15 protein-coding genes are annotated in these 20,818 nt (G+C 74.0%); 7 read left to right on the top strand and 8 right to left on the bottom strand.

Annotation, left to right across the window (positions count from 1 at the left end; translation table 11 throughout):
* Positions 1 to 6: 6 nt before the first annotated feature.
* Positions 7 to 1,272 (bottom strand): extracellular solute-binding protein, encoded by a 1,266-nt coding sequence (locus G339_RS0125995; RefSeq protein ID WP_019633996.1) that lies wholly within the window; start codon positions 1,270 to 1,272, stop codon positions 7 to 9.
* Positions 1,273 to 1,529: 257 nt separating this feature from the next.
* Between G339_RS0125995 and G339_RS0125990 the strand changes: the two genes are divergently transcribed.
* Positions 1,530 to 2,747, top strand: coding sequence for an ROK family transcriptional regulator (locus G339_RS0125990; protein ID WP_019633995.1), 1,218 nt, complete (start codon positions 1,530 to 1,532; stop codon positions 2,745 to 2,747).
* A 136-nt stretch (positions 2,748 to 2,883) separates the two neighbouring features.
* On the opposite strand, the gene G339_RS39150 is transcribed toward G339_RS0125990, so the two are convergent.
* Complete coding sequence (locus tag G339_RS39150) at positions 2,884 to 3,021, bottom strand: hypothetical protein (protein WP_019633994.1); 138 nt, start codon at positions 3,019 to 3,021, stop codon at positions 2,884 to 2,886.
* 217 nt (positions 3,022 to 3,238) lie between these two features.
* On the opposite strand from G339_RS39150, the gene secA2 reads away from it, so the two are divergent.
* The 3 genes from secA2 (at position 3,239) to G339_RS0125970 (ending at position 6,516) form a co-directional block, all read left to right on the top strand.
* Complete coding sequence (gene secA2, locus G339_RS0125980) at positions 3,239 to 5,548, top strand: accessory Sec system translocase SecA2 (RefSeq protein ID WP_033324362.1); 2,310 nt, start codon at positions 3,239 to 3,241, stop codon at positions 5,546 to 5,548.
* Positions 5,549 to 5,688: 140 nt separating this feature from the next.
* The gene (locus tag G339_RS0125975; RefSeq protein WP_026341784.1) at positions 5,689 to 6,039 is read left to right on the top strand and encodes a DUF1622 domain-containing protein; all 351 of its coding nucleotides are present in this window, start codon (positions 5,689 to 5,691) and stop codon (positions 6,037 to 6,039) included.
* A gap of 42 nt (positions 6,040 to 6,081) precedes the next feature.
* Complete coding sequence (locus G339_RS0125970; RefSeq protein WP_019633991.1) at positions 6,082 to 6,516, top strand: Fur family transcriptional regulator; 435 nt, start codon at positions 6,082 to 6,084, stop codon at positions 6,514 to 6,516.
* Positions 6,517 to 6,555: 39 nt separating this feature from the next.
* Here the strand turns inward: G339_RS0125970 and katG are convergent, their stop codons facing one another.
* The 3 genes from katG to G339_RS0125955 all read right to left on the bottom strand — a co-directional run bounded on the left by katG (position 6,556) and on the right by G339_RS0125955 (position 13,907).
* Positions 6,556 to 8,781 (bottom strand): catalase/peroxidase HPI, encoded by a 2,226-nt coding sequence (katG, locus tag G339_RS0125965; protein WP_026341783.1) that lies wholly within the window; start codon positions 8,779 to 8,781, stop codon positions 6,556 to 6,558.
* 26 nt (positions 8,782 to 8,807) lie between these two features.
* Complete coding sequence (locus G339_RS0125960; RefSeq protein WP_019633989.1) at positions 8,808 to 9,206, bottom strand: Fur family transcriptional regulator; 399 nt, start codon at positions 9,204 to 9,206, stop codon at positions 8,808 to 8,810.
* A 102-nt stretch (positions 9,207 to 9,308) separates the two neighbouring features.
* The gene (locus G339_RS0125955; RefSeq protein ID WP_019633988.1) at positions 9,309 to 13,907 is read right to left on the bottom strand and encodes an ATP-dependent helicase; all 4,599 of its coding nucleotides are present in this window, start codon (positions 13,905 to 13,907) and stop codon (positions 9,309 to 9,311) included.
* Between the two features lie 114 nt (positions 13,908 to 14,021).
* On the opposite strand from G339_RS0125955, the gene G339_RS0125950 reads away from it, so the two are divergent.
* Complete coding sequence (locus tag G339_RS0125950; RefSeq protein WP_019633987.1) at positions 14,022 to 15,233, top strand: alpha/beta hydrolase; 1,212 nt, start codon at positions 14,022 to 14,024, stop codon at positions 15,231 to 15,233.
* Between the two features lie 185 nt (positions 15,234 to 15,418).
* Complete coding sequence (locus G339_RS0125945; RefSeq protein WP_026341782.1) at positions 15,419 to 15,613, top strand: DUF3046 domain-containing protein; 195 nt, start codon at positions 15,419 to 15,421, stop codon at positions 15,611 to 15,613.
* A 10-nt stretch (positions 15,614 to 15,623) separates the two neighbouring features.
* On the opposite strand, the gene G339_RS0125940 is transcribed toward G339_RS0125945, so the two are convergent.
* The 3 genes from G339_RS0125940 to G339_RS0125930 all read right to left on the bottom strand — a co-directional run bounded on the left by G339_RS0125940 (position 15,624) and on the right by G339_RS0125930 (position 18,122).
* Positions 15,624 to 16,781 (bottom strand): glutathionylspermidine synthase family protein, encoded by a 1,158-nt coding sequence (locus G339_RS0125940; protein WP_019633985.1) that lies wholly within the window; start codon positions 16,779 to 16,781, stop codon positions 15,624 to 15,626.
* A gap of 2 nt (positions 16,782 to 16,783) precedes the next feature.
* Positions 16,784 to 17,164 carry a hypothetical protein gene (locus tag G339_RS0125935; protein WP_240489907.1) on the bottom strand — a complete coding sequence of 127 codons (381 nt, stop codon included), beginning with the start codon at positions 17,162 to 17,164 and terminating at the stop codon, positions 16,784 to 16,786.
* Between the two features lie 97 nt (positions 17,165 to 17,261).
* Positions 17,262 to 18,122, bottom strand: a complete 861-nt coding sequence (locus G339_RS0125930) for an ATP-grasp domain-containing protein (RefSeq protein WP_019633983.1) — start codon at positions 18,120 to 18,122, stop codon at positions 17,262 to 17,264.
* 266 nt (positions 18,123 to 18,388) lie between these two features.
* Between G339_RS0125930 and recA the strand changes: the two genes are divergently transcribed.
* Positions 18,389 to 19,513, top strand: a complete 1,125-nt coding sequence (recA, locus tag G339_RS0125925) for a recombinase RecA (protein WP_019633982.1) — start codon at positions 18,389 to 18,391, stop codon at positions 19,511 to 19,513.
* The last annotated feature ends 1,305 nt before the right edge of the window (positions 19,514 to 20,818 follow it).

Here is a 20,818-nt window from a genome sequence, read left to right as displayed (position 1 = left end):
GGTTCCCTACGGGTTCAGGAGGGTGTTGGCCTGCTCGTTGGCCTTCTTCAGCTCATCGTCGACCGACTTGCCCTGCACGATGGCCTTGAGGGCGTTGGGCAGGACCTTCTTGGCCTGCTCGAACTCGCCCCAGCCGGAGCTGATCGGCGCGAACTTGGTGTTGCCCGCGATGTCGGTGAAGACCGCCAGGCGCGGGTCGGAGAACTTCACGTCCGAGCGCATCGAGGAGAACCCGCTGATGTCCGCCCACGCGGCGGCGTTCTTGGCGTTGTTCAGCACGGTGATGTAGTCGAACGCCGCGGCCGGGGCCTTGGTGTCCTTCCAGACCGCGACGTCGGAGCCGCCCGCGAGCGCCGGGGCGTTGCCGCCGTCCTTGGCGGGGATCGGGAAGACGGCCCACTTGTCGGCGTTCTTCGGGGAGATCTTCTTCATCTGGGCGTAGGCCCAGCTCCCGTCGACGTACATGCCGAGCTTGCCGAGCGCGAAGTCGTTCTGCGGGCCGTCCAGCTCGTTCTTGCCGACGTACTTCTCCGGCGCGACCTTCTCCTTGGAGATCAGGCCGGTGTAGTACTCGACGGCCTCCTTGACCTGCGGGGAGTCGAGCTTGCCGACCCACTTGCCGCCCTCCTTGAGGGCGACCTCGCCGCCGTCGCCCCAGATGAAGCTGAGGAGCGCGTTGGTCTGGTCGGTCGGGACGCCGATGCCGGGGACCTTCTCCTGGTCCTGGATCTTCTTGGCGGCGGCGGTCAGCTCGGCCCAGTTCTTCGGCGCGGTCAGGCCGGCCTTGTCGAACCAGTCCTTGCGGTACCAGACGCCGCGCACGCCGCCGTACCACGGCACGGCGTAGGTCTTGCCGTCCGCCTTGTCGTTCTCCAGAGCGGTCTTGTTCAGCGTCTTCGCGTCGGCCCAGCCGGACACCCGGTCGCTGATGTCGTACAGGTTGCCCTGCTCGATGTGGGACTGGACGTCGGTGTTGCCGAGCTCGGTGACGTCCGGGCCCTCGCCGCCCGCCGCGGCCTTCTGGAAGGCGTTGGCGACCTGCGGCCACGGGACGTACTTGATCTGCACGTCCGTGTTCGGGTGCTTCTGCTTGAACTCGGTCTCGACGCCGTCGAGGAACTTCGTCTGCTCGGGCGTCCCGTCGCCCATCATCCAGACCTTGAGCGTCGCCGGGTCCTTGCCCGAACCGGCGTCGTCCTTCTTGTCGCCGCCGCAGGCCGTGGCGGCCAGGGCGATCGCGGTCACCGCGGCCGCAATCTTGATGTACTTCACTGGGGGTTCCTTTCCCGCATCGCCTCGCGTGGCCTCCGGCCCGCGGTGCTTGGTCCACCGGCGCGCGGACCCTTTAGGGTCCAGCCATGCCCGTTTCGTCCTGCACCGCTCGCGGGCGCCCTGCTCGCCGGTCGGCGCTCTGCGCGCTCCGCCACCCGGGGTGCCGGTCCGGCGGGAACGCTTGGCGCGTAAACTAACAAGAAACTTTCCTAAACAAAACCGCTCGTTAGCGGATTGAGACATCGAGGGGTTCCCGCATGGTCCGACGGCCCGGAACGCCCCGCCTGCTGCGGGAGCTGAACGACCGTGCCGCGCTGGATCTGCTCGTCAGCAGGGGTCCGCTGACGCGTGCGCAGATCGGCGAGCACACGGGGTTGTCGAAGGTCACCGCGTCGCAGCTCCTCTCCCGGCTGGAGGAACGGGGCCTGGTCGAGGTGGCGGGCGAGCAGGCCGGGGGTCGGGGGCCGAACGCGGCGCTGTACGCGGTCGTGCCGTCGAGCGCGTACGTCGCGGGGCTGGAGGTCGGGCCGCAGGGGGTCACGGCGGGCGTCGCGGACATCACGGGCCGTGTCGTGACCCAGGTTACCGTCGATCCGGACAAAACGGACGCGCCCGCGCCGCTCGTCCACGACGCCGTCGTCAAGGCGTGCCGGTCGGCGCGCGTCGCGCTGTCCCGGCTCAGCGCGTTCGTCATCGGAACGCCCGGCGTCGTCGACCCGCGCTCGGGCGACGTCCAGTTCGCGTTCGACCTGCCCGGCTGGCACCAGGGCGTCCTCGCCGCGCTCAGCGCCGACCTGCGGCGGCCCGTGACGCTGGAGAACGACGTCAACCTCGCCGCCGTCGCCGAACGCGCCTACGGCGCGGCGCGCGACGCCGAGGACTTCGCGCTGGTCTGGCTGGACCGCGGCATCGGCCTGTCGGTCACGCTCGGCGGGCGGCTGCACCGCGGCCGGTTCGGCGGCGCGGGCGAGATCGGCTACCTGCCGGTGCCCGGCGCGCCGCTGCCCGTCGGCGCGGCCCGGCGCGCGCCCGGCGGCGGCGAGGGCGTCACCGAGTCCACCTCGTGGGGCATCCCGGCGCTGGCGGGCGGCTACGGGTCGCTGGTCGGCGCGGACGCCGTCCGGCGGCTCGCGCACGCGCACGGCATCGCCGAGCCGACCGCCGTCGAGTGCGTGCGGGCCGCCGCCGCCGACGAGGACCGGGGCGGGGCGTTCCTCGACGAGCTGGCCGACCGCATCTCCTACGGCGTGACCTCGGTGAACATCGTGCTCGACCCCGGGCTCGTCGTCCTGTCGGGACGGCTCGGCCGCGCCGGGGGGCGGCCGCTGGCGGCCCGCATCGAACGCGTCGTCGGCCGGATCAGCCCGACCCGGCCCGCCGTGGCGGTCAGCGAGGTGGACGGGTCGCCGGTGCTGCGCGGCGCGCTGCACGCCGCGCTGGAACAGGCCCGCGACGAGGTGTTCAGCGCGGACTAGTCCAGCGCGGGCTGGTTCAGCGCGGGCTGGTTCAGCGCGGACTGGTCACGCGCGGACCGAGGAAGGGCCGCGTCCTCCGCCTGCGGGTGCGGAGGCCGCCGCCCGACTCTGGGGACGTCGCCGCCCCGCGTCCGGTTTACCGCGCCGGTTCCGCCCTGCCGGTGTCGGCCACGGCGGTGCGCCTTGGGTCGTGCATCGCGCGGTCGAGGACCGTGCGGCTGATGATCTGCAGCCTGCGCCGCCGCGCGGCGGCGAGCCGTGCCGTCGGTGTCATGTGCGACTCCCGTTCCGCGGCGGGCGTTCCCCGGCCCGCCGCAACCCCGTACCCCTCGATCGTCGCAGGTGGCGGGCGGGGCCGAATCCGCCCTGAGGATGAACCGCGGGTGCGACCTCGGGCCGATCCGGGCGGGACATAATGATCGAGAGCACCGCACGGCCGCCCGCCGTGCCGACCGGGGCGCGCCGCGCGCCCGCTGGAGGGGAAGGCCCGCATGCTTCGTGACCGGTTGCGGCGGCTCGTGCAGCGGCCGGGCAGCGCCGACACCGCGCCGCTGTCGGCGGTCGCGGCGGCGGCGGGCCGCCGGGAGGACGCGGTCCGGGACCTGGCCGACGACGAGCTCTCCGCCGCCGTCGCCGGTCTGCGCGCGGGTGGTCTGACCAGCGACGACGATCTCGCGGAGTTCTGCGCGCTCGGCCGCGAGGCGGCGCGGCGGACGCTGGGGGAGCGGCCGTTCGACGTCCAGCTCGTCGGGGTCCTCGCGCTGCTGTCCGGGCGCGTCGCGGAGATGGCGACGGGCGAGGGCAAGACGCTCGCCGGGGCCGTCGCCGCCGCCGGGCACGCGCTGCGCGGGCGGCGCGTCCACGTCCTGTCCGTCAACGACTACCTCGCGCGCCGCGACGCCGAGTGGATGGCGCCGCTGCACGCGCTGCTCGGCGTCACGTCCGGCTGGGTCGGGCAGGAGTCCACGCCGGACGAGCGGCGCGCCGCGTACGCCGCCGACATCACCTACGCGCCGGTCAGCGAGGTCGGGTTCGACCTGCTGCGGGACCGGCTGGCCGTCGAGCCGGACGCCGTCGTGCTGCCCGAGCCGGGCATCGCGCTGATCGACGAGGCCGACTCGGTGCTGGTGGACGAGGCGATGGTCCCGCTCGTCCTCGCCGGGTCCGTCGCGGACGCCGAGCCCGTCCCGGCCTACGCCGACCTCGCGCGGCGGCTGCGGCCCGGCCGCGACTACGCCACCGACGAGGACGCGCGCAACGTCCAGCTCACCCCGGCGGGCGCGCGGGCCGTGGAGGCGGCGCTGGGCGGGATCGACCTGTACGCCGTCGAGAACCTGGACACGCTGACGGCCGTCAACCTGGCGCTGCACGCGGAGGTGCTGCTGCACCGGGACGTGGACTACATCGTCCGGGACGGCGCGGTGAAGCTGATCAGCGAGTCCCGGGGCCGCGTGGCGCTGCTCCAGCGCTGGCCGGACGGGCTGCACGCGGCCGTCGAGGCGAAGGAGGCGCTGACCGCGTCGCCGGGCGGCGAGATCCTGGACTCGGTCACGGTGCAGGAGCTCATCGGCCGGTATCCGGTGCGGTGCGGGATGACGGGCACGGCGATGGCCGTCGCGGGGCAGCTCCGCGAGTTCTACGGGCTGGAGATCGTCGTCGTGCCGCCGAACCGGCCGTGCGTGCGGGAGGACGAGCCGGACCGGCTGTACGCGACCGCCGACGACCGGGACGTCGCCGTCATCGAGACGATCGCGGCCGCGCACGCCGCCGGGCGGCCCGTGCTGGCCGGAACGCTGGACGTCGCCGCGTCCGAACGGCTCGCGCGGCGGCTGCGCCGCGCCGGGCTGGAACCGGTCGTCCTGAACGCCAAGAACGACGCGGGCGAGGCCGCCGTCATCGCGGACGCCGGGGCGTACGGCGCGCTGACGGTCTCCACGCAGATCGCGGGGCGCGGCACCGACATCCGGCTCGGCGGCGCGGACGGCGCGGACCGCGACCGCGTCGCGGCGGCGGGCGGCCTGCTCGTCATCGGGACGGGCCACTACCACAGCAGCCGTCTGGACGATCAGCTCCGGGGCCGCGCGGGACGCCAGGGCGATCCCGGCGGGTCGGTGTTCCTGACGTCGCTGCAGGACGATCTCGTCACCCGGTACGCGCCCGACGAGACGTACAAGGGCGAGACCGGCGACGACGGCCTGATCACCGACAAGGGCGCGCACTGGATCACCGGGCACGCGCAGCGCGTCGCGGAGGGCGTGGACCTGGAGATCCACCGCAACACGTGGCGGTACAACCACCTGATCGGGCTGCAGCGCGCGGAGGTTCTGGCCGAGCGCGACCGCGTCCTGCGCGGCGACGCGGGCGACTCACTCCTGCGCACGCGCGCCGCCGACCACCACGCGTCTCTGGTGGACGCCGCCGGTGCGGCGGCCGTCGCCGCAGCGGCCCGCACGCTCGTCCTGTACCACCTCGACCGGGTCTGGTCCGACCACCTGGCGTTCCTCGCCGAACTGCGCGAGGGCATCCACCTGCGCTCCCTCGGCCGCGGCCTGGACCCCCTGGTCGAGTTCAACCGCGAGGCCGTCCCCGCGGGCAAACGCCTGCTCCCCACCGCCCGCGACAACGCCGTCGCCGCCTTCACCACCCTCACCGCGGGCCCGGACGGCATCGACCTCGCCGCCGCGGGCGTCCAACGCCCCTCCGCGACCTGGACCTACATCGTCCACGACAACCCCTTCGGCACCCTCGACGAACGAGCCTTCCGCGGCCTGGTGACCCTCCTCTCCCGCAAACGCCGCTGACCGAGGTCACGGGACGACGACGTACTCGTCCAGACTCCGAGCAACTGCACCCACCGAACACCCATCCCCACGGGGTCCGGTTGTTGTGAGGGGTTGGGTGGGGGTGAGGGGGCAATAACCGGTGGCGGGGGGGGGTGTCGGTGGATTTCGTTGGGGTTGTGGAGGGTGTCGGGCGGGGGGTGGATCTCGCCGGGGTGGTCGTCATCGCCGGCGGCGGGCTGCTGGTCTGCGGCGTGTTCGGGTATCGGGCCGTGCGCGCGGGCGGTCGCTCCGTCGATTACCGGGGATTCCGGCAGAGTCTCGGGCGGGCCATTCTGCTCGGGCTGGAGATCCTCGTCGCGGGCGACATCATCCGGACGGTCGCGGCGACGCCGACGCTCAACAGCGTCGCGGTCCTTGCCGCGATCGTGGCGATCCGGACCGTCCTCAGCTTCTCGTTGGAGGTCGAGTTGACGGGGCGGTGGCCGTGGCAGGGGCGGTCGCGGGGGTGAGACGGCGCGGTGGGCGGGGCGGTGTGAAGTAGATTTGGGGGTATGACCGCGTCCCCGCCCCCCACCGTCGCCGACGAGCTGCGCGGCGTCGGGCTGCGGGTGACCGCCGCCCGCGTCGCGCTGGTCGAGACCGTCCGCGCGGGCGACCATCTGGACGTCGAGACGATCGCGCGGGGCGTGCGCGAGCGCGTCGGGCATATTTCGCTGCAGGCCGTGTACGAGGCGCTGCACGCGCTCACGGCCGCCGGGCTGCTGCGCCGCATCGAGCCCGCGGGCAGCCCCGCCCGGTACGAGGGGCGCGTCGGGGACAACCACCACCACCTGGTGTGCCGGAGCTGCGGGACCGTCCGGGACGTCGACTGCGCGGTCGGCCGCGCGCCGTGCCTGCACCCGTCCGACGACGGCGGCTTCCTGGTGGACGAGGCCGACGTCACCTTCTGGGGGCTGTGCCCCCGCTGCCGCCCGCAGGACGCCTGACCGGCGCCCGGGCCGCGGACGGCCCGGACACCGGCGTGCTCAGGCCAGGTCGAACCGGTCCAGGTTCATGACCTTGTCCCACGCCGCGACGAAGTCCGCCACGAACTTCTCGCGCGCGTCGTCGGCCGCGTACACCTCCGCGACGGCGCGCAGCTCGGAGTTCGAGCCGAACACCAGGTCGGCGCGGCTGCCCGTCCACCGGACCGCGCCCGAGCCGTCCACGCCCTCGAACGTCTCGGCGTCCGCCGAGGTGGGCCGCCAGGTGGTGTCGAGGTCGAGGAGGTTGACGAAGAAGTCGTTCGTCAGCGTTCCCGGCGCGTCGGTGAGGACGCCGAGCGCCGACCCGCCGTGGTTCGCGCCGAGCACCCGCAGGCCGCCGACCAGCACCGTCATCTCCGGCGCGCTGAGCGTCAGCAGGTTCGCCCGGTCGACGAGCAGGAACTCGGCGGGCAGCCGCTGGCCCTTGCCGCGGTAGTTGCGGAAGCCGTCCGAGGACGGTTCGAGCGCCGCGAACGACTCCACGTCGGTCTCGTCCTGCGCCGCGTCGGTGCGGCCGGGCGTGAACGGCACCTCGACGGGGTGGCCCGCGTCGGCGGCGGCCTTCTCGACGGCGGCGGCCCCGGCGAGGACGATCAGGTCGGCCAGCGAGATCCGGACGTCCCCGGTCTGCGCGTCGTTGAACCCGCGCCGGACGTCCTCCAGCGTCCGCAGCACCGTCGCGAGCCGGTCCGGCTCGTTGACCTCCCAGTCCTTCTGCGGCTCCAGGCGGACGCGCGCGCCGTTGGCCCCGCCGCGCTTGTCGCCGCCGCGGAACGTGGACGCCGACGCCCACGCCGTCGTGACGAGCTGGGACACCGTCAGCCCCGACTCCAGCACGCGCCGCTTGAGGTCCGCGATCTCCGCCGGCCCGACGAGCGGGTGCGTCACCGGCGGCAGCGGGTCCTGCCACAGCAGCGTCTCGGCCGGGACCTCCGGGCCGAGGTAGCGGGCGACGGGGCCCATGTCGCGGTGCGTCAGCTTGAACCAGGCCCGCGCGAACGCGTCCGCGAACTCGTCGGGGTGCTCCAGGAACCGCCGCGAGATCGGCTCGTAGACGGGGTCGAAGCGCAGCGACAGGTCGGTCGTCAGCATCGTCGGCGCGTGCCGCTTCGCCGGGTCGTGCGGGTCGGGGACGGTGCCCGCGCCCGCGCCGTCCTTCGGCCGCCACTGCGCCGCGCCCGCCGGGCTCTCGAACAGCTCCCACTCGTAGGCGAACAGCGTCTCGAAGAAGCTGTTGTCCCAGGTCGTCGGGGTGGGCGTCCAGATGCCCTCCAGCCCGCTGGTGATCGCGTCGCCGCCCTTGCCGGTGCGGAACGAGCTCTTCCAGCCCAGGCCCTGCTCCTCCAGCGGCGCGGCCTCCGGCTCGGGGCCGACGTTGTCGGCGGGGCCCGCGCCGTGCGTCTTGCCGAAGGTGTGGCCGCCCGCGATGAGCGCGACGGTCTCCTCGTCGTTCATCGCCATGCGGCGGAACGTCTCGCGGATGTCGCGCGCGGCGGCGATCGGGTCCGGGTTGCCGTTCGGGCCCTCCGGGTTGACGTAGATCAGGCCCATCTGGACCGCGCCGAGCGGGCTCTCCAGGTCGCGGTCGCCGGTGTAGCGCTCGTCGCCGAGCCATGTCGTCTCCGGGCCCCAGTAGACGTCCTCGTCGGGCTCGTAGACGTCGGCGCGGCCCCCGGCGAACCCGAACGTCTCGAAGCCCATCGACTCCAGGGCGACGTTGCCCGCGAGGACCAGCAGGTCCGCCCAGGAGAGGTTCTTGCCGTACTTCTTCTTGACGGGCCACAGCAGCCGCCGGGCCTTGTCGAGGTTGGCGTTGTCGGGCCAGCTGTTGAGCGGGGCGAAGCGCTGCTGCCCGGACCCGGCGCCGCCCCGGCCGTCGCTGATGCGGTACGTGCCCGCGCTGTGCCACGCCATCCGGATGATGAACGGCCCGTAGTGGCCGAAGTCGGCGGGCCACCAGTCGTGGGACGTCGTCAGCGCCTCGGCGATGTCGCGCTTCACGGCGGGCAGGTCGAGGCTCGTGAACGCCGCCGCGTAGTCGAAGTCCGCGCCGAACGGGTCGGTGACCGGCGGGTTCTTGGCCAGGATGCGCAGGTTCAGCCGGTTCGGCCACCAGCCGCGGTTGCCGCCGCCCTGGGTGGGGTGCGGGGCGCGCGCGTGCGGGACGGGGCAGCCGTCCGCGCTCTCGTCGTTGGTCCGGTAGACGTTGGTTTCGTTGTCGGACATGTCGGTCCTTTCGGGGGCGGAGCGCATCACGGGGATGGGGAGCAGCCGGGGCACAGGCCCCAGTAGACGATCTCGGCCTCGTCGATCGCGAAGCCCCGGTCGTCGGCGGCGGTCAGGCAGGGCGCGGCGCCGGCGCGGCAGTCGGCGTCGGCGATGGCCCCGCACGACCGGCACACGATGTGGTGGTGGTTGTCCCCGACCCGCGACTCGTAGCGGGCCACGAGGCCGGAGGGCTGGACGCGCCGGACCAGGCCGGCGGCGGTGAGCGTCCGCAGCGAGTCGTACACGGCCTGGTGGGAGACCTTGGGCAGCCGCCCGCGCACGGCGTCGATGATCGCTTCGGTGTCGGCGTGCGGATGGGCGTGGACCGCGCTCAGTACCGCGACCCGTGGGCGGGTCACGCGCAGCGCGGCGTCGCGCAGCATCCGGCGGAAGGCCGAGTCCGAGGACACGTTCCTCAGACTCGCTCAGTTTCTGGAACCAGTCAAGATTACGGAAAGGGCGAGATTCCCGGGACGGGACGGACGTCAGGCGCGCAGCCGCAGCCCGCGCGGCGTCGGATGGAAACCCGCCGCCTCCAGCGCCGCCGCCAGCGGGGAGTCACCGATGGCCGCGCCGTCCGCGCGCTCGACCGTCAGCTTGCCGAGCGCGCCCTCGCGGACGGCCAGCGCCAGCGCGTCCACCGCCGGTTGCAGGACCGCAAGATCGTCCTCCCAGGTCAGCAGCGTCTTGCCGCCGCGTTCGACGTACAGGACCAGACGGCCGTCCGCCAGCACGACCAGCGCGCCCGCCTTGCGGCCCGGCTTGTGCCCCGACACCGCCTCGCCCGGCCGCTCCGGCCACGGCAGCGCCGCCCCGTACGGGTTCGCCGGGTCGGCGGCGGCCAGCACCAGCGCACGCGCCGCCGGGGGCGCGGCGGGCGTCTCCCACAGCGCGCCGAGGTCGGCGGGCGGCCCCGGATCGGCCGCCGGGCGCAGCGCGCGCAGCCGGTCCACCGCGCCGGGCAGCGCGAACTGCGCCGCGCCCAGACCCTCCACGAAGTACCCCCGGCGGCAGCGGCCGCTGTCCTCGAACGCCCGCAGCACCGGGTACACCGCCGCGAACCCGCCCGGCGCGCGCTCCGCCGCCACCGCGCCCCGGATGACGATCCCGTACCGCTCCAGCAGCGCCTCGGCCAGCGCGTGCGCGCGCGGCGTCGGCGCGGTCTCCCGCTCCGGCACGACCCACCAGCGCCCGGCGGCGGCGGGCGGGCCCGTCCGCGACGGCAGCACCGGGCGGCCCCGCCGCGTCGGCCGCGCCCGGTGCGCCGGACGGCCCGCGCCGAGCGCCGCCCGCAGCGGGGCGAGGGTGTCGTTGGTGAGGCGGCCCGCCCACACCAGGTCCCACACGGCGGTCAGGAGTTCCCGGTCGTTCGCCGTCGCCCGCTTCCGCACCCGGTCGGACAGGGCGCGGAAGAACAGCGCGCCGCCGTCGCCGAGCACGTCCAGCACGGCCTCGTGGACGGGCGTCAGCGTGATCTCGCCCGGCTCGGCCAGCAGCAGCGGCGCGGTGTCGGCCAAATACAGCGACACCCAGCCGTCGCCGCCCGGCAGCGCGCCCTGCCCCGCCCACACGACCTCGCCCGCCGACGTCAGCTCGTCCAGCAGCGCGGGGGAGTACCCCGGCACGCGCGACGGCAGGATCAGCGACTCCAGCGCCGACGCGGGCACCGCCGCGCCCTGCAACTGCTCCACGGCCTGCACCAGCGCGTCGATCCCGCGCAGCCGCGACCCGCCCGCGATCCCGTGCCACACCGGCAGGAACCGGCCCAGCGCCTCCGGCGGCGACGGCTCCACCTCCGCGCGCAGCCGCGCCAGCGACCGGCGGCGCAGCGTCCGCAGCACGCCCGCGTCGCACCACTCGCCGCCCAGCGGGCCGCGCGCCGCCTCGGCGGGCAGGAACTCGCCCGCCACCACGCGGCCCGCGCCCGCCAGCCGCCGCAGCACCTCCCCGACCACCGCGACGCCCAGCCCGAACCGCGCCGCCGCCTCCTCCGCGCGGAACGGCCCGTGCGTGCGCGCGTACCGGGACACCAGGTCGCCGAGCGGATCGGCCACCGGCTCCAGGAACGCCTCCGGGACGCCGACCGGCAGCGGCGCGCCGAGCGCGTCCCGCAGCCGCCCCGCGTCCTCGATCGCCGCGACGTGCTCGACCCCCGCGACCCGGACGCGGATCGCCCGCCGCGCCGTCACCAGCTCGCCCAGCCACCCGGTCGGGTCCGCCGTCGCGCGCTCCGCGACCTCGGCCGCCGTCAGCGGGCCGAGCGCGCGCAGCAGGTCCGCCACGCCCTCCACGTCGCGGGCGCGCCGGTCCTCCGCGAGCCGCTGCAGCTCCCGCTCGGTGTCGACGACGACCTCGGCGTCCAGCAGCTCCCGCAGATCCGCCTGGCCGAGCAGCTCCGCGAGCAGCGCCGAGTCCAGCGCGAGGGCCTGCGCGCGGCGCTCCGCGAGCGGCGAGTCGCCCTCGTACATGAACGCGCCGACGTACCGGAACAGCAGCGACCGCGCGAACGGCGACGGCTGCGGCGTCTCCACCTCGACCAGCCGGACCCTCCGGCCCGCCAGATCCCGCATCACCTGGACCAGGCCCGGCACGTCGAAGACGTCCTGAAGGCACTCGCGCATCGTCTCCAGCACGATCGGGAACGACGGGTACCGGCTCGCCACCGCCAGCAGCTGCGCCGCGCGCTGCCGCTGCTGCCACAGCGGCATCCGCCTGTCGGGGCGGCGGCGCGGCAGCAGCAGCGAGCGCGCCGCGCACTCGCGGAACCGGGCCGCGAACAGCGCCGAGCCGCCCAGCTCGTCCACCACGACGCGCTCGATCTCGTCCGGGTCGAAGACGGCCAGGTCCAGGTTCGGGGGCTCGTCCATGTCGGGGACGCGCAGCACGATCCCGTCGTCGGCGTGCATCGCCTGCGCGTCCACCCCGTACCGCTCGCGCAGCCGCCCCGCGATGGCCAGCGCCCACGGCGCGTGGACGCGGCCGCCCAGCGGGGAGTGGACGACGAGCCGCCAGTCGCCCAGCTCGTCGCGGAACCGCTCCACCACCAGCGTCCGGTCGTCGGGGACGTGCCCCGTCGCCTCCTTCTGCTCCGCCAGGTACGCCACCAGGTTCCCGGCCGCGAACGCGTCCAGCCCCGCCGCGCCGACCCGCTCCCGCGCCCTCTCCGCCGGCAGCCGCGCCAGCTCCCGGGTGAACGCGCCCAGCGCCCGGCCCAGCTCCGCCGGACGGCCCAGCGCGTCGCCGTGCCAGAACGGCAGCTTGCCCGCCTGCCCCGGCGCGGGCGACACCAGCACCCGGTCCGGCGTGATGTCCTCGATGCGCCACGAGCTGGCCCCGAGGACGAACACGTCCCCGACGCGCGACTCGTACACCATCTCCTCGTCCAGCTCGCCGACCCGCGACGACTTCTCACCGACCAGGAACACCCCGAACAGGCCACGGTCGGGGATCGTGCCGCCGCTGGTCACCGCGAGCCGCTGCGCGCCCGGCCGGTCCCGCAGGACGCCCGTCACCCGGTCCCACACCAGGCGGGGCCGCAGCTCGCCGAACTCGTCGCTCGGGTAGCGGCCCGCGAGCATGTCGAGGGTGGCCTCCAGCGCCGAGCGCGGCAGCGTCGCGTAGGGGGCGGCGCGTTTGACGACGGTCTCCAGCCCGTCGACCGTCCACTCCTCCAGCGCCACCATCGCCACGATCTGCTGCGCCAGGACGTCCAGCGGGTTGCGCGGGTACCGCAGCTCCTCGATCAGGCCCGCGCGCATCCGCTCCGCGACGACCGCCGTCTGCACCAGGTCGCCCCGGTACTTGGGGAAGATCACGCCGTGCGACACCGCGCCGACCTGGTGCCCCGCGCGGCCCACCCGCTGCAGGCCGCTCGCCACCGAGGGCGGCGACTCCACCTGGACGACCAGGTCGACCGCGCCCATGTCGATGCCCAGCTCCAGGCTGGACGTGGCGACGACGGCGGGCAGGCGGCCCTGCTTCAGCGCGTCCTCGATGCCCGCGCGCTCCTCCTTGGACACCGATCCGTGGTGGGCGCGGGCGATCTCGGCGGGGACGCCGGCCGCCGCGCCCGCCTGCGCCATCACCTCGGCGGGGGCGGCGAGGGCGCGGGCCACGTCGTCGGGGCCGATGCGGGCCGGACCGTCGCTTTCGACGGCCGTCGCCCGCTCGTAGGCCAGCTCGTTCAGCCGCCCGCACAGCCGCTCCGCGAGCCGCCGCGAGTTCGCGAACACCAGCGTCGACCGGTGCCCCTCGATGAGGTCGAGGACGCGGTCCTCCACGTGCGGCCAGATGCTGCGCTGCCTTGGGTCGGCCGCGCCCGCGTCGTCGGTGAACGCGGCGACCTCGCCCATGTCCTCCACCGGGACGACGACGTCGAGCGCGAACTCCTTCTCCGACGGCGGCTGCACCGTCCGCGCCGGGCGCGGGCCGCCGAGGAACGCCGCCACCTCGTCCACCGGGCGGACCGTCGCCGACAGGCCGATGCGCTGCGCGGGCCGCTCCAGCAGCGCGTCCAGCCGCTCCAGCGACAGCGCCAGGTGCGCGCCGCGCTTGGTGCCCGCGACGGCGTGGACCTCGTCCACGATGACGGTCTCCACGCCGCGCAGCGCCTCCCGCGCCTGCGCGGTGAGCAGCAGGAACAGCGACTCCGGCGTGGTGATCAGGATGTCCGGCGGGCGGGTGGCGATGCGCCGCCGCTCGTCGGCCGGGGTGTCGCCGGAGCGGATGCCGACCCGCACGTCCGGCTCGGGCAGGCCCAGCCGCCGCGCCGCCTGCCGGATGCCGGTCAGCGGCGCGCGCAGGTTGCGCTCGACGTCCACCGCGAGGGCCTTCAGCGGCGACACGTACAGGACGCGGCAGCGGCGCCTCGGGTCCTCCGGGACGGGCTCGGCGGCCAGCCGGTCCAGCGACCACAGGAACGCCGCGAGCGTCTTGCCGGAGCCGGTCGGGGCGACGACGAGCGTGTTCTCGCCCTCGGCCACCGACTCCCACGCCCCGGCCTGCGCCGCCGTGGGCGCGGCGAACGCGCCCGCGAACCACGCGCGGGTGGCGGGGGAGAAGCGTTCGAGCACGTCGGCGGCCATGTCCTCCATCCTGCCCGCCGGGTCTGACAGAACGTGACGAGGTGACCGGGGTCACGTTGTAAGTGGACGCTTTTCGTCGGCAGGGTGGGGGCGGACCGTTCTGGGAGCCGCCGCATGCCGTACGTCCTGCTCGTCGTCGGAGCCGCGCTGGCGCTGGTCGCCGCGAACGCGCGGTGGCCCCGCAGCGCGGGATTCCTGCTGGTGCCCAGCTTCTTCAGCGGGTGGCTGGCCACCGAACTCGCGCCGCATCTGCTCGTGCTGGAGGCCGTCGCGCTCGCCGCGCTCGCGGTGTCGGGCGGGCTGGCGGGGTGGGCGGGATGGTGCGGGCTCGCGCTCGGGATCGTCGCGACGGCCGGGACGGTCGCGACGATCGTCCTGTCCCGGCGGACGGTCGTCACGCTGCGCGACTGCGGGATTCCCCGCGAGCTGCACCACGGCGCGTCCCGGTATCCGCGCTCGCATCTCGCCGTGCCGCCGCTGTGCTTCGTGCCCCGGCGCGGCGTCCGCGTCGACCGGAACGTCGTCTACTGGGAAGAGAAGCGGCTGCGGCTCGACGTCTACCGGCCCGCCGCCGACGGCGAGCTGCGCCCTGGTCTCCTCCAGATCCACGGCGGCGCGTGGGTCGTCGGCGACAAGCGCGAGCAGGGACTGCCGCTGCTCAACCACATGGCCGTCCACGGATGGGTCGGGTTCAACGTCAACTACCGGCTCAGCCCGCGCGCGACCTGGCCCGACCACATCGTCGACCTCAAGCGGTTCATCGCCTGGTACCGCGAGCACGCCGCCGAGTACGGGGCCGACCCGGATTTCCTGTGCGTCACCGGTGGGTCCGCCGGGGGACACCTCGCCGCGCTCGTCGCGCTCACCGCCGGAGATCCCGAGTACCAGCCGGGTTTCGAGGACGCGGACACGAGCGTGCGCGCGGCCGTTCCGTTTTACGGGATCTACAACCTGGTCGATCCTGGGCCGTGGCGCGTCCCGATGGGTGCGACGGGGCTGATGCGCAAGCTCGTGTTCAAGCGCTCGCTGCGGGCAGATCCGGAGCCGTTCCGCCGCGCGTCCCCGGAGATGCGCGTCCACGCCGACGCGCCGCCGTTCTTCGTGATCCACGGAACCCACGACTCGCTGGTACCGGTGGCCGAGGCCCGGCGCTTCGTCACGGCCCTGCGCGCCGCGTCCGCCAACCCGGTCGCCTATGCGGAGATGCGGGGCGGCCAACACGCGTTCGACGTCTTCCCGTCGTACCGCTCGGCGCGGGTCATCGAGGCGGTGGAGCGCTACCTCACCGGTGTCCACCGCGAAGAGCGCACGCAAGATCCTTCGTAGCCCGGGACGCACGGCCGACGCGGTACCGGTGGTTCACGGCCGTGCGCTCCGGGGGACGCACGGCCGGACGCGGTACCGGTGGCTCACGGCGTGCTCGGGGCGCACGGCCGCGAGCCGCCAGGCGAGCGGCCGGGCGCGCAGTGTGAGGGGTCCAGGGGGTCCGCCGCCGCGGATAGGTTGAACAGGTGAGGCTCACACAGTTCTGGGAACGGATGAACGAGCAGTTCGGCGAGAACTACGCCGCGAGCGTGGCGAAGGACCAGGTGCTCGCCGAGCTGGGCGGCCGGACGATCGAGCAGGCGTTCGCCGAGGGCGAGTCGGCGAAGAGCGTGTGGCGGGCCGTCGTCGCGTCGTTCGACGTCCCGCCGCGCCTCCGCTGATCCGTCCGCCTCAGTCCGCGATGCGGTGCGGGACGAACGACGACGTGTCGTCGGTGATGAGCCCGGCCGTCTCGCGGATGCCGAGGCCCGCGGACTCGTCCGCGACCATCCACGCCCCGAGCACGGGATGCTCGCCGTCGAACTCCGGCAGGGCGTGGAACTGCTGGAAGACGTAGCCCTCCCGCCCGTACTCGCCCTCGGTGCGCTGCTCGCGCCCGTCCGGCGTGACGATCCGCATGCTGGCCCCCTCCCGGCCGAGCAGCGGCTTCTGCACGTAGGACGTCAGGTTCCCCGGCGTGTTCAGATACGCGGGCAGCAGGTTCGGATGCCCCGGGAACAGCTCCCACAGCAGGACCAGCAGCGCCTTGTTGGACAGGACCATCTTCCAGATCGGCTCGATCCACGCGGTCGGGGCCGCCGGGACGTTCCGCCCGAACGGCTCGGCGACGATCCACTCCCACGGGTACAGCTTGCAGAGCGTCCGGATCTCCGCTTCGGCGAGGTCCACGAACCGTCCCCGGCGCGCGTCCCAGCCGATGTCCTCCATCGCGATCCCGACGCCGGGCAGGCCCGCCTCCTCGGCGGTCCCCTGGAGGTAGGCGATCGTCATGACCTCCTCGCCGGTCTCGTCCTCGGTCGTCCACGCGAAGTGCGCGGGGCCGGGCGCGAGCGACGGGGCGATCTCCTTCCAGCGGTCGACGAGCCGTTCGTGGACGGAGTTCCACTGGTCGTCGCCGGGATGGGTGTCCTGCAGCCAGTACCACTGGACGACGGCGCTCTCCACGAGCGACGTCGGGGTGTCGGCGTTGTACTCCAGCAGCTTCGCCGGGCCGACGCCGTCGTAGCAGAGGTCGAACCGCCCGTACAGGTGCGGGTCGCGCCGCCGCCAGGACGCCTCCACCAGCGGCGCGGCCCAGTCGGGGATGCCGAGCACCCCGTACCGGCCGGTGGTGACGACGTGCTCCACGGCCTGGAGGCACATCCGGTGGAGTTCCTCGACGGTCTCCTCCAGGGCCAGGACCTCGTCCATCGAGAAGACGTAATGCACCGACTCGTCCCAGTAGGGACGGGGGAGATGCGCCGGATGCGCCGTCTCGTGGAACGCCAGGCCGTGCTCCTCGACCTTCTCGGCCCAGCCGTCGCGGGGGACCGACCGCTCGCGCCGCATCGTCAGCTCCCGCTCCGGCCGTGGCTGCCGAACCCGCCGCGGCTCAGCGTCGTGCCCGAGCCCGACTTGATCTTCCCGCTGCGCGGGCCGACGACGCTGCCGCCCGAGACGTAGCCGCTGCCCGTGCGCTTACCGCCGTAGTACCAGAAGTACCGGCCGTAGCCGACGGTCCCGTTGTTGATGTCCGAGCGGTTGCAGTAGCTGTCGGGGACGACGCGGTAACCGCCCTTGGTGTTGGTGAAGCCGCCGCGCGAGTCCCGGTCCACGCACCACGCGGTGGTCGACTTGGAGCTGCACGCGACGAGCGTCAGGGACAGGGCGCTCACCATGCCGATCTTCACGGCCCGGGAGCTGAGCCTGCGGGCGGGGTCCTGAGGGGGCAACGGGAACACGTCCTTCGCGACGGGGGGCCGGCCTTGGGTTTCGTGACCGGTTCGACGGACGAGGACCCCGATCCGGTTCACTTCCGGTGTATCGGATTCACCCCGGAACGGGGAGATGCGCATACAGGTCCATCGGGTCGGCGGTCGCCGGCAGGTCGCTGACCTGGCCGTCGCCGACCTCGACGACGCGCCACGCGCCGTCCGTCCGCCGCGCCAGGTCCGTCGTGACGAACCGGCAGCCGAGGGACCGGACGGCGGGCGCGACGGTCGTGAGGTCCGGTTCCCGGACCGTTCCCGGCGTGTCCGGATGCGGGCCCACCAGGACCGGCTCGCCGTCCACCCACCACACGCGGACCTCGCCCCGGCCGTCGAACTCCTCGAACTCGCGGACCACGACGCCGCCCGCCAGGAACTCCGCCTGCAGCGCGATCATCGCCGCCGCGACCGCGCGGAGGGCCGCCGGGTCCTTCACGTCCGGGACGAAGCACGCCGTGTCCCACTCGTGCTTGCGCGACTTGACGTAGTCCTTCACCACGCCGGGGCCGGGGCGCAGCGGGCCCGCCAGCTCCGCCAGGTCGCCGGGGTCGCCGCCGGGCGGGACCGGCCGCCACACGCTCGCCGGGGTCAGGCCCGCGAACGTGTCGTGCCAGCCGGGCAGCTCGTGGGCGCGGCGGTAGTCCTCCGGGTGCGCGAGCAGGACCGTTCCGCGCCGCCTCAGCGCCGCGGCGAGCGCCGCGTACGCCCCGCCCGGCAGCATCCAGCCGCGGTACCAGGCGTGCCCGAGGTCGCGGGGGACGGCGCGGACGGCGGCGTCGGCGTCCCCCGCCAGCAGCGCGTCGTGGTCGATGACGGCGTGCTCGCCGTAGTGGTCCCGCACGGCCGCCGCCTCGCGGGCGAAATGGGGGTCGACGCGCCGGGGACGGAGCGGGTCGACGCAGAAGAGTACGGTCAGCGTCACGGCGAAACCCTCCGGGGACGACACGCGTCGGCGTCAGCGTACGGTGTCGAACCGTGTCGCGCACGGAGATTCGCGGGCGAATCGGGACACGCGGCCATGATCGAACGGATGTTCGGTACGCTGTCACGCGACGCGGCGTTATCCACAACCGCCCCACCGGCTCGAAACTGTCGGCGGCTCCTCGTAACGTCGCTCCCGACACCGCCGCCACGGGCCGGGCGAGAGCCACCGGGCCGGCGAACAGCACAGACGAAGGGGCACACCTCATGGCAGCGAACGACCGGGAGAAGGCTCTCGAAACCGCCCTGGCCCAGATCGAACGGCAGTTCGGCAAGGGCTCGGTCATGCGGATGGGCGAGGAGGCGCGCGCGCCCGTCGAGGTCATCCCGACCGGCTCGATCTCCCTCGACATCGCGCTCGGCATCGGCGGCCTGCCGCGCGGGCGCGTCGTGGAGGTCTACGGGCCGGAGGGCTCCGGCAAGACGTCCATCGCCCTGCACGCGGTGGCCAGCGTCCAGCGCAGGGGCGGCATCGCGGCCTTCGTGGACGCCGAGCACGCGCTCGACCCCGAGTACGCCGCCAAGCTCGGCGTCGACATCGACGCGCTGCTGGTCTCCCAGCCCGACACCGGTGAGCAGGCGCTGGAGATCACGGACATGCTGATCCGCTCCGGCTCGATCGACATCGTCATCATCGACTCGGTCGCCGCGCTCGTGCCGCGCGCCGAGATCGAGGGCGAGATGGGCGACAGCCACGTCGGCCTGCAGGCCCGGCTGATGTCGCAGGCGCTCCGCAAGCTGACCGGCGCGATCAACCAGACCAAGACCACCGTGATCTTCATCAACCAGCTCCGCGAGAAGGTCGGCGTGATGTTCGGCTCGCCCGAGACCACGACGGGCGGCAAGGCGCTGAAGTTCTACGCCTCGGTCCGGCTCGACGTGCGCCGCATCGAGACGCTCAAGGACGGCACGGAGGCGGTCGGCAACCGCGTCCGGGTGAAGGTCGTGAAAAACAAGATGGCTCCGCCGTTCCGGGTGGCCGACTTCGACCTGCTCTACGGGCAGGGCATCTCCCGCGAGGGCGGGCTGATCGACCTCGGCGTCGAGCACGGCTTCGTCCGCAAGTCCGGGGCCTGGTACACCTGCGACGGCGACCAGCTCGGGCAGGGCAAGGAGAACGCGCGCAACTTCCTCAAGGCGAACCCGGACATGGCCGACGGGATCGAGAAGAGGATCAAGGAGAAGCTCGGGATCGGGCCGAAGGTCGACAAGGAGGCCGCCGGGACCGCCGGCTCCGCCGCGCCGGCCGACGCTCCCGCCGCCCCGGCGGCGCCCGCCGCGCCCGCGCCGCGCAAGGGGCGGGCGGCCAAGGCCGCGGCGGCGGATTCCTGACGGGATTCTGGTGATACGGGTGACTCCTGACAGTGCGTGAGCGATGATCGCAGGAGTGGGACGGCGGCGCCCCTCCCGGTGCCGTGCGCACGGCGGCCGGGACTTCCCCGGCGGCGCCGCCGCTCACGACGGGCACCGCCGCCCACCACCCGGAGGCACCCGTGCCCGCTGACGAGCTTCCGCCGCCCGCCGACCCTGAGTCGCCCGGCAGCCCTGTGCCGGAGGGCGAGGGGGCGATCGAGCCGGGCGAGGCGCTGGATGTCTTCCCGGAAATCGGGGTGGGTGCGTCATCTGCTCCGGCCGTAGATCAGGAGACAGGTGGTCCGCCCGCCGAAGGCGGCGGGCCGGGGCCTGAGGCGGGTGACACGGCCGCGCCCGCGGTCGGCACGCCCTGGAACCCGAGCGCTGACGGCCCGTTCGCCCACCTCACCGACCGATCCGGACGCGCCCCGGAGAACCCGTTCGCCGACCTGGCGGCCCCGACACGCCCGGGCACCGAGGCGGCCCCGTTCGGACACCTCGCCCCGCCGCGCGAACCGGGCACGGGACCGTCCCCGTTCGCCCATCTGGCGACGGCCTCCCGCAACACCGCACCAACTCCGGGCGTGGTGCCTCCCGCCACGCCCACACCCGAGAACGCGCCACCTCCGGAAAAAACGCAGCCGCACAGCCAACGCTCCGCACAAAAGCCGCTGCCCGCAGAACCCGGCACGGCGAGCAGGGCTGAACGACGCAGCGCCTCGTTCGACGCATCCCCAGGCGCGCCGAATCCCTGGTCCGAACCGGCCCGCCCTGTCGACCCCAGCGCGGCCGACGACACCGACGCCGGACCAACGACATCGACAGGCCCCGCAAGCAAGACCGCCCGGCCCCGGAAACCGCGTTCCGCCGTCCGCAAAGAAGTCTCGTCGGACGAAGGCGACACGGAAACCCGGACCGACGAGCCCCGAACCAGGACGCCGCGCCCCGCCAAGCGCCAGACGCGGCGCACTGAATCAGACCGGTCCGGATCGAACGGCGGGGGATCGCGCCGGACCGGACCGAGCGGTGAGGAGCCAGGTCGGTCCGGGGCGAGCGGCGAGGGATCGCGCCGGGCTGGATCGAGCGGCAACGGTTCAGGCCGGGATGAATTGAACGGCGAGGGGTCAGGCCGGGCTGGGTTGAACGGCGAGGGATCGCGCCGGACCGGATTGAGCGGCAAGGGTTCAGGTTGGTCCGGATCGAGCGGCGAGGGATCGCGCCGGGCCGGGTCGAGTGGCGAGGGGTCAGGCTCGGGCGGGTCGAGTGGCGTGGGGTCGGGTCGGG

The organism is Actinomadura atramentaria DSM 43919, assembly GCF_000381885.1.
GTDB classification, from domain to species: Bacteria; Actinomycetota; Actinomycetes; order Streptosporangiales; family Streptosporangiaceae; genus Spirillospora; species Spirillospora atramentaria.
Note: the sequence above shows the minus strand (reverse complement) of the source record. Positions and strands in the feature narration are given on the sequence as shown.

Bases quoted from the DNA above. Each gene is read 5' to 3' on its own strand.
- G339_RS0125990 (WP_019633995.1), top strand. From the start codon at position 1,530: ATGGTCCGACGGCCCGGAACGCCCCGCCTGCTGCGGGAGCTGAACGAC.
- G339_RS39150 (WP_019633994.1), bottom strand. From the start codon at position 3,021: ATGACACCGACGGCACGGCTCGCCGCCGCGCGGCGGCGCAGGCTGCAG.
- secA2 (WP_033324362.1), top strand. From the start codon at position 3,239: ATGCTTCGTGACCGGTTGCGGCGGCTCGTGCAGCGGCCGGGCAGCGCC.
- G339_RS0125970 (WP_019633991.1), top strand. From the start codon at position 6,082: ATGACCGCGTCCCCGCCCCCCACCGTCGCCGACGAGCTGCGCGGCGTC.
- katG (WP_026341783.1), bottom strand. From the start codon at position 8,781: ATGTCCGACAACGAAACCAACGTCTACCGGACCAACGACGAGAGCGCG.
- G339_RS0125960 (WP_019633989.1), bottom strand. From the start codon at position 9,206: ATGCTGCGCGACGCCGCGCTGCGCGTGACCCGCCCACGGGTCGCGGTA.
- G339_RS0125955 (WP_019633988.1), bottom strand. From the start codon at position 13,907: ATGGCCGCCGACGTGCTCGAACGCTTCTCCCCCGCCACCCGCGCGTGG.
- G339_RS0125950 (WP_019633987.1), top strand. From the start codon at position 14,022: ATGCCGTACGTCCTGCTCGTCGTCGGAGCCGCGCTGGCGCTGGTCGCC.
- G339_RS0125940 (WP_019633985.1), bottom strand. From the start codon at position 16,781: ATGCGGCGCGAGCGGTCGGTCCCCCGCGACGGCTGGGCCGAGAAGGTC.
- recA (WP_019633982.1), top strand. From the start codon at position 18,389: ATGGCAGCGAACGACCGGGAGAAGGCTCTCGAAACCGCCCTGGCCCAG.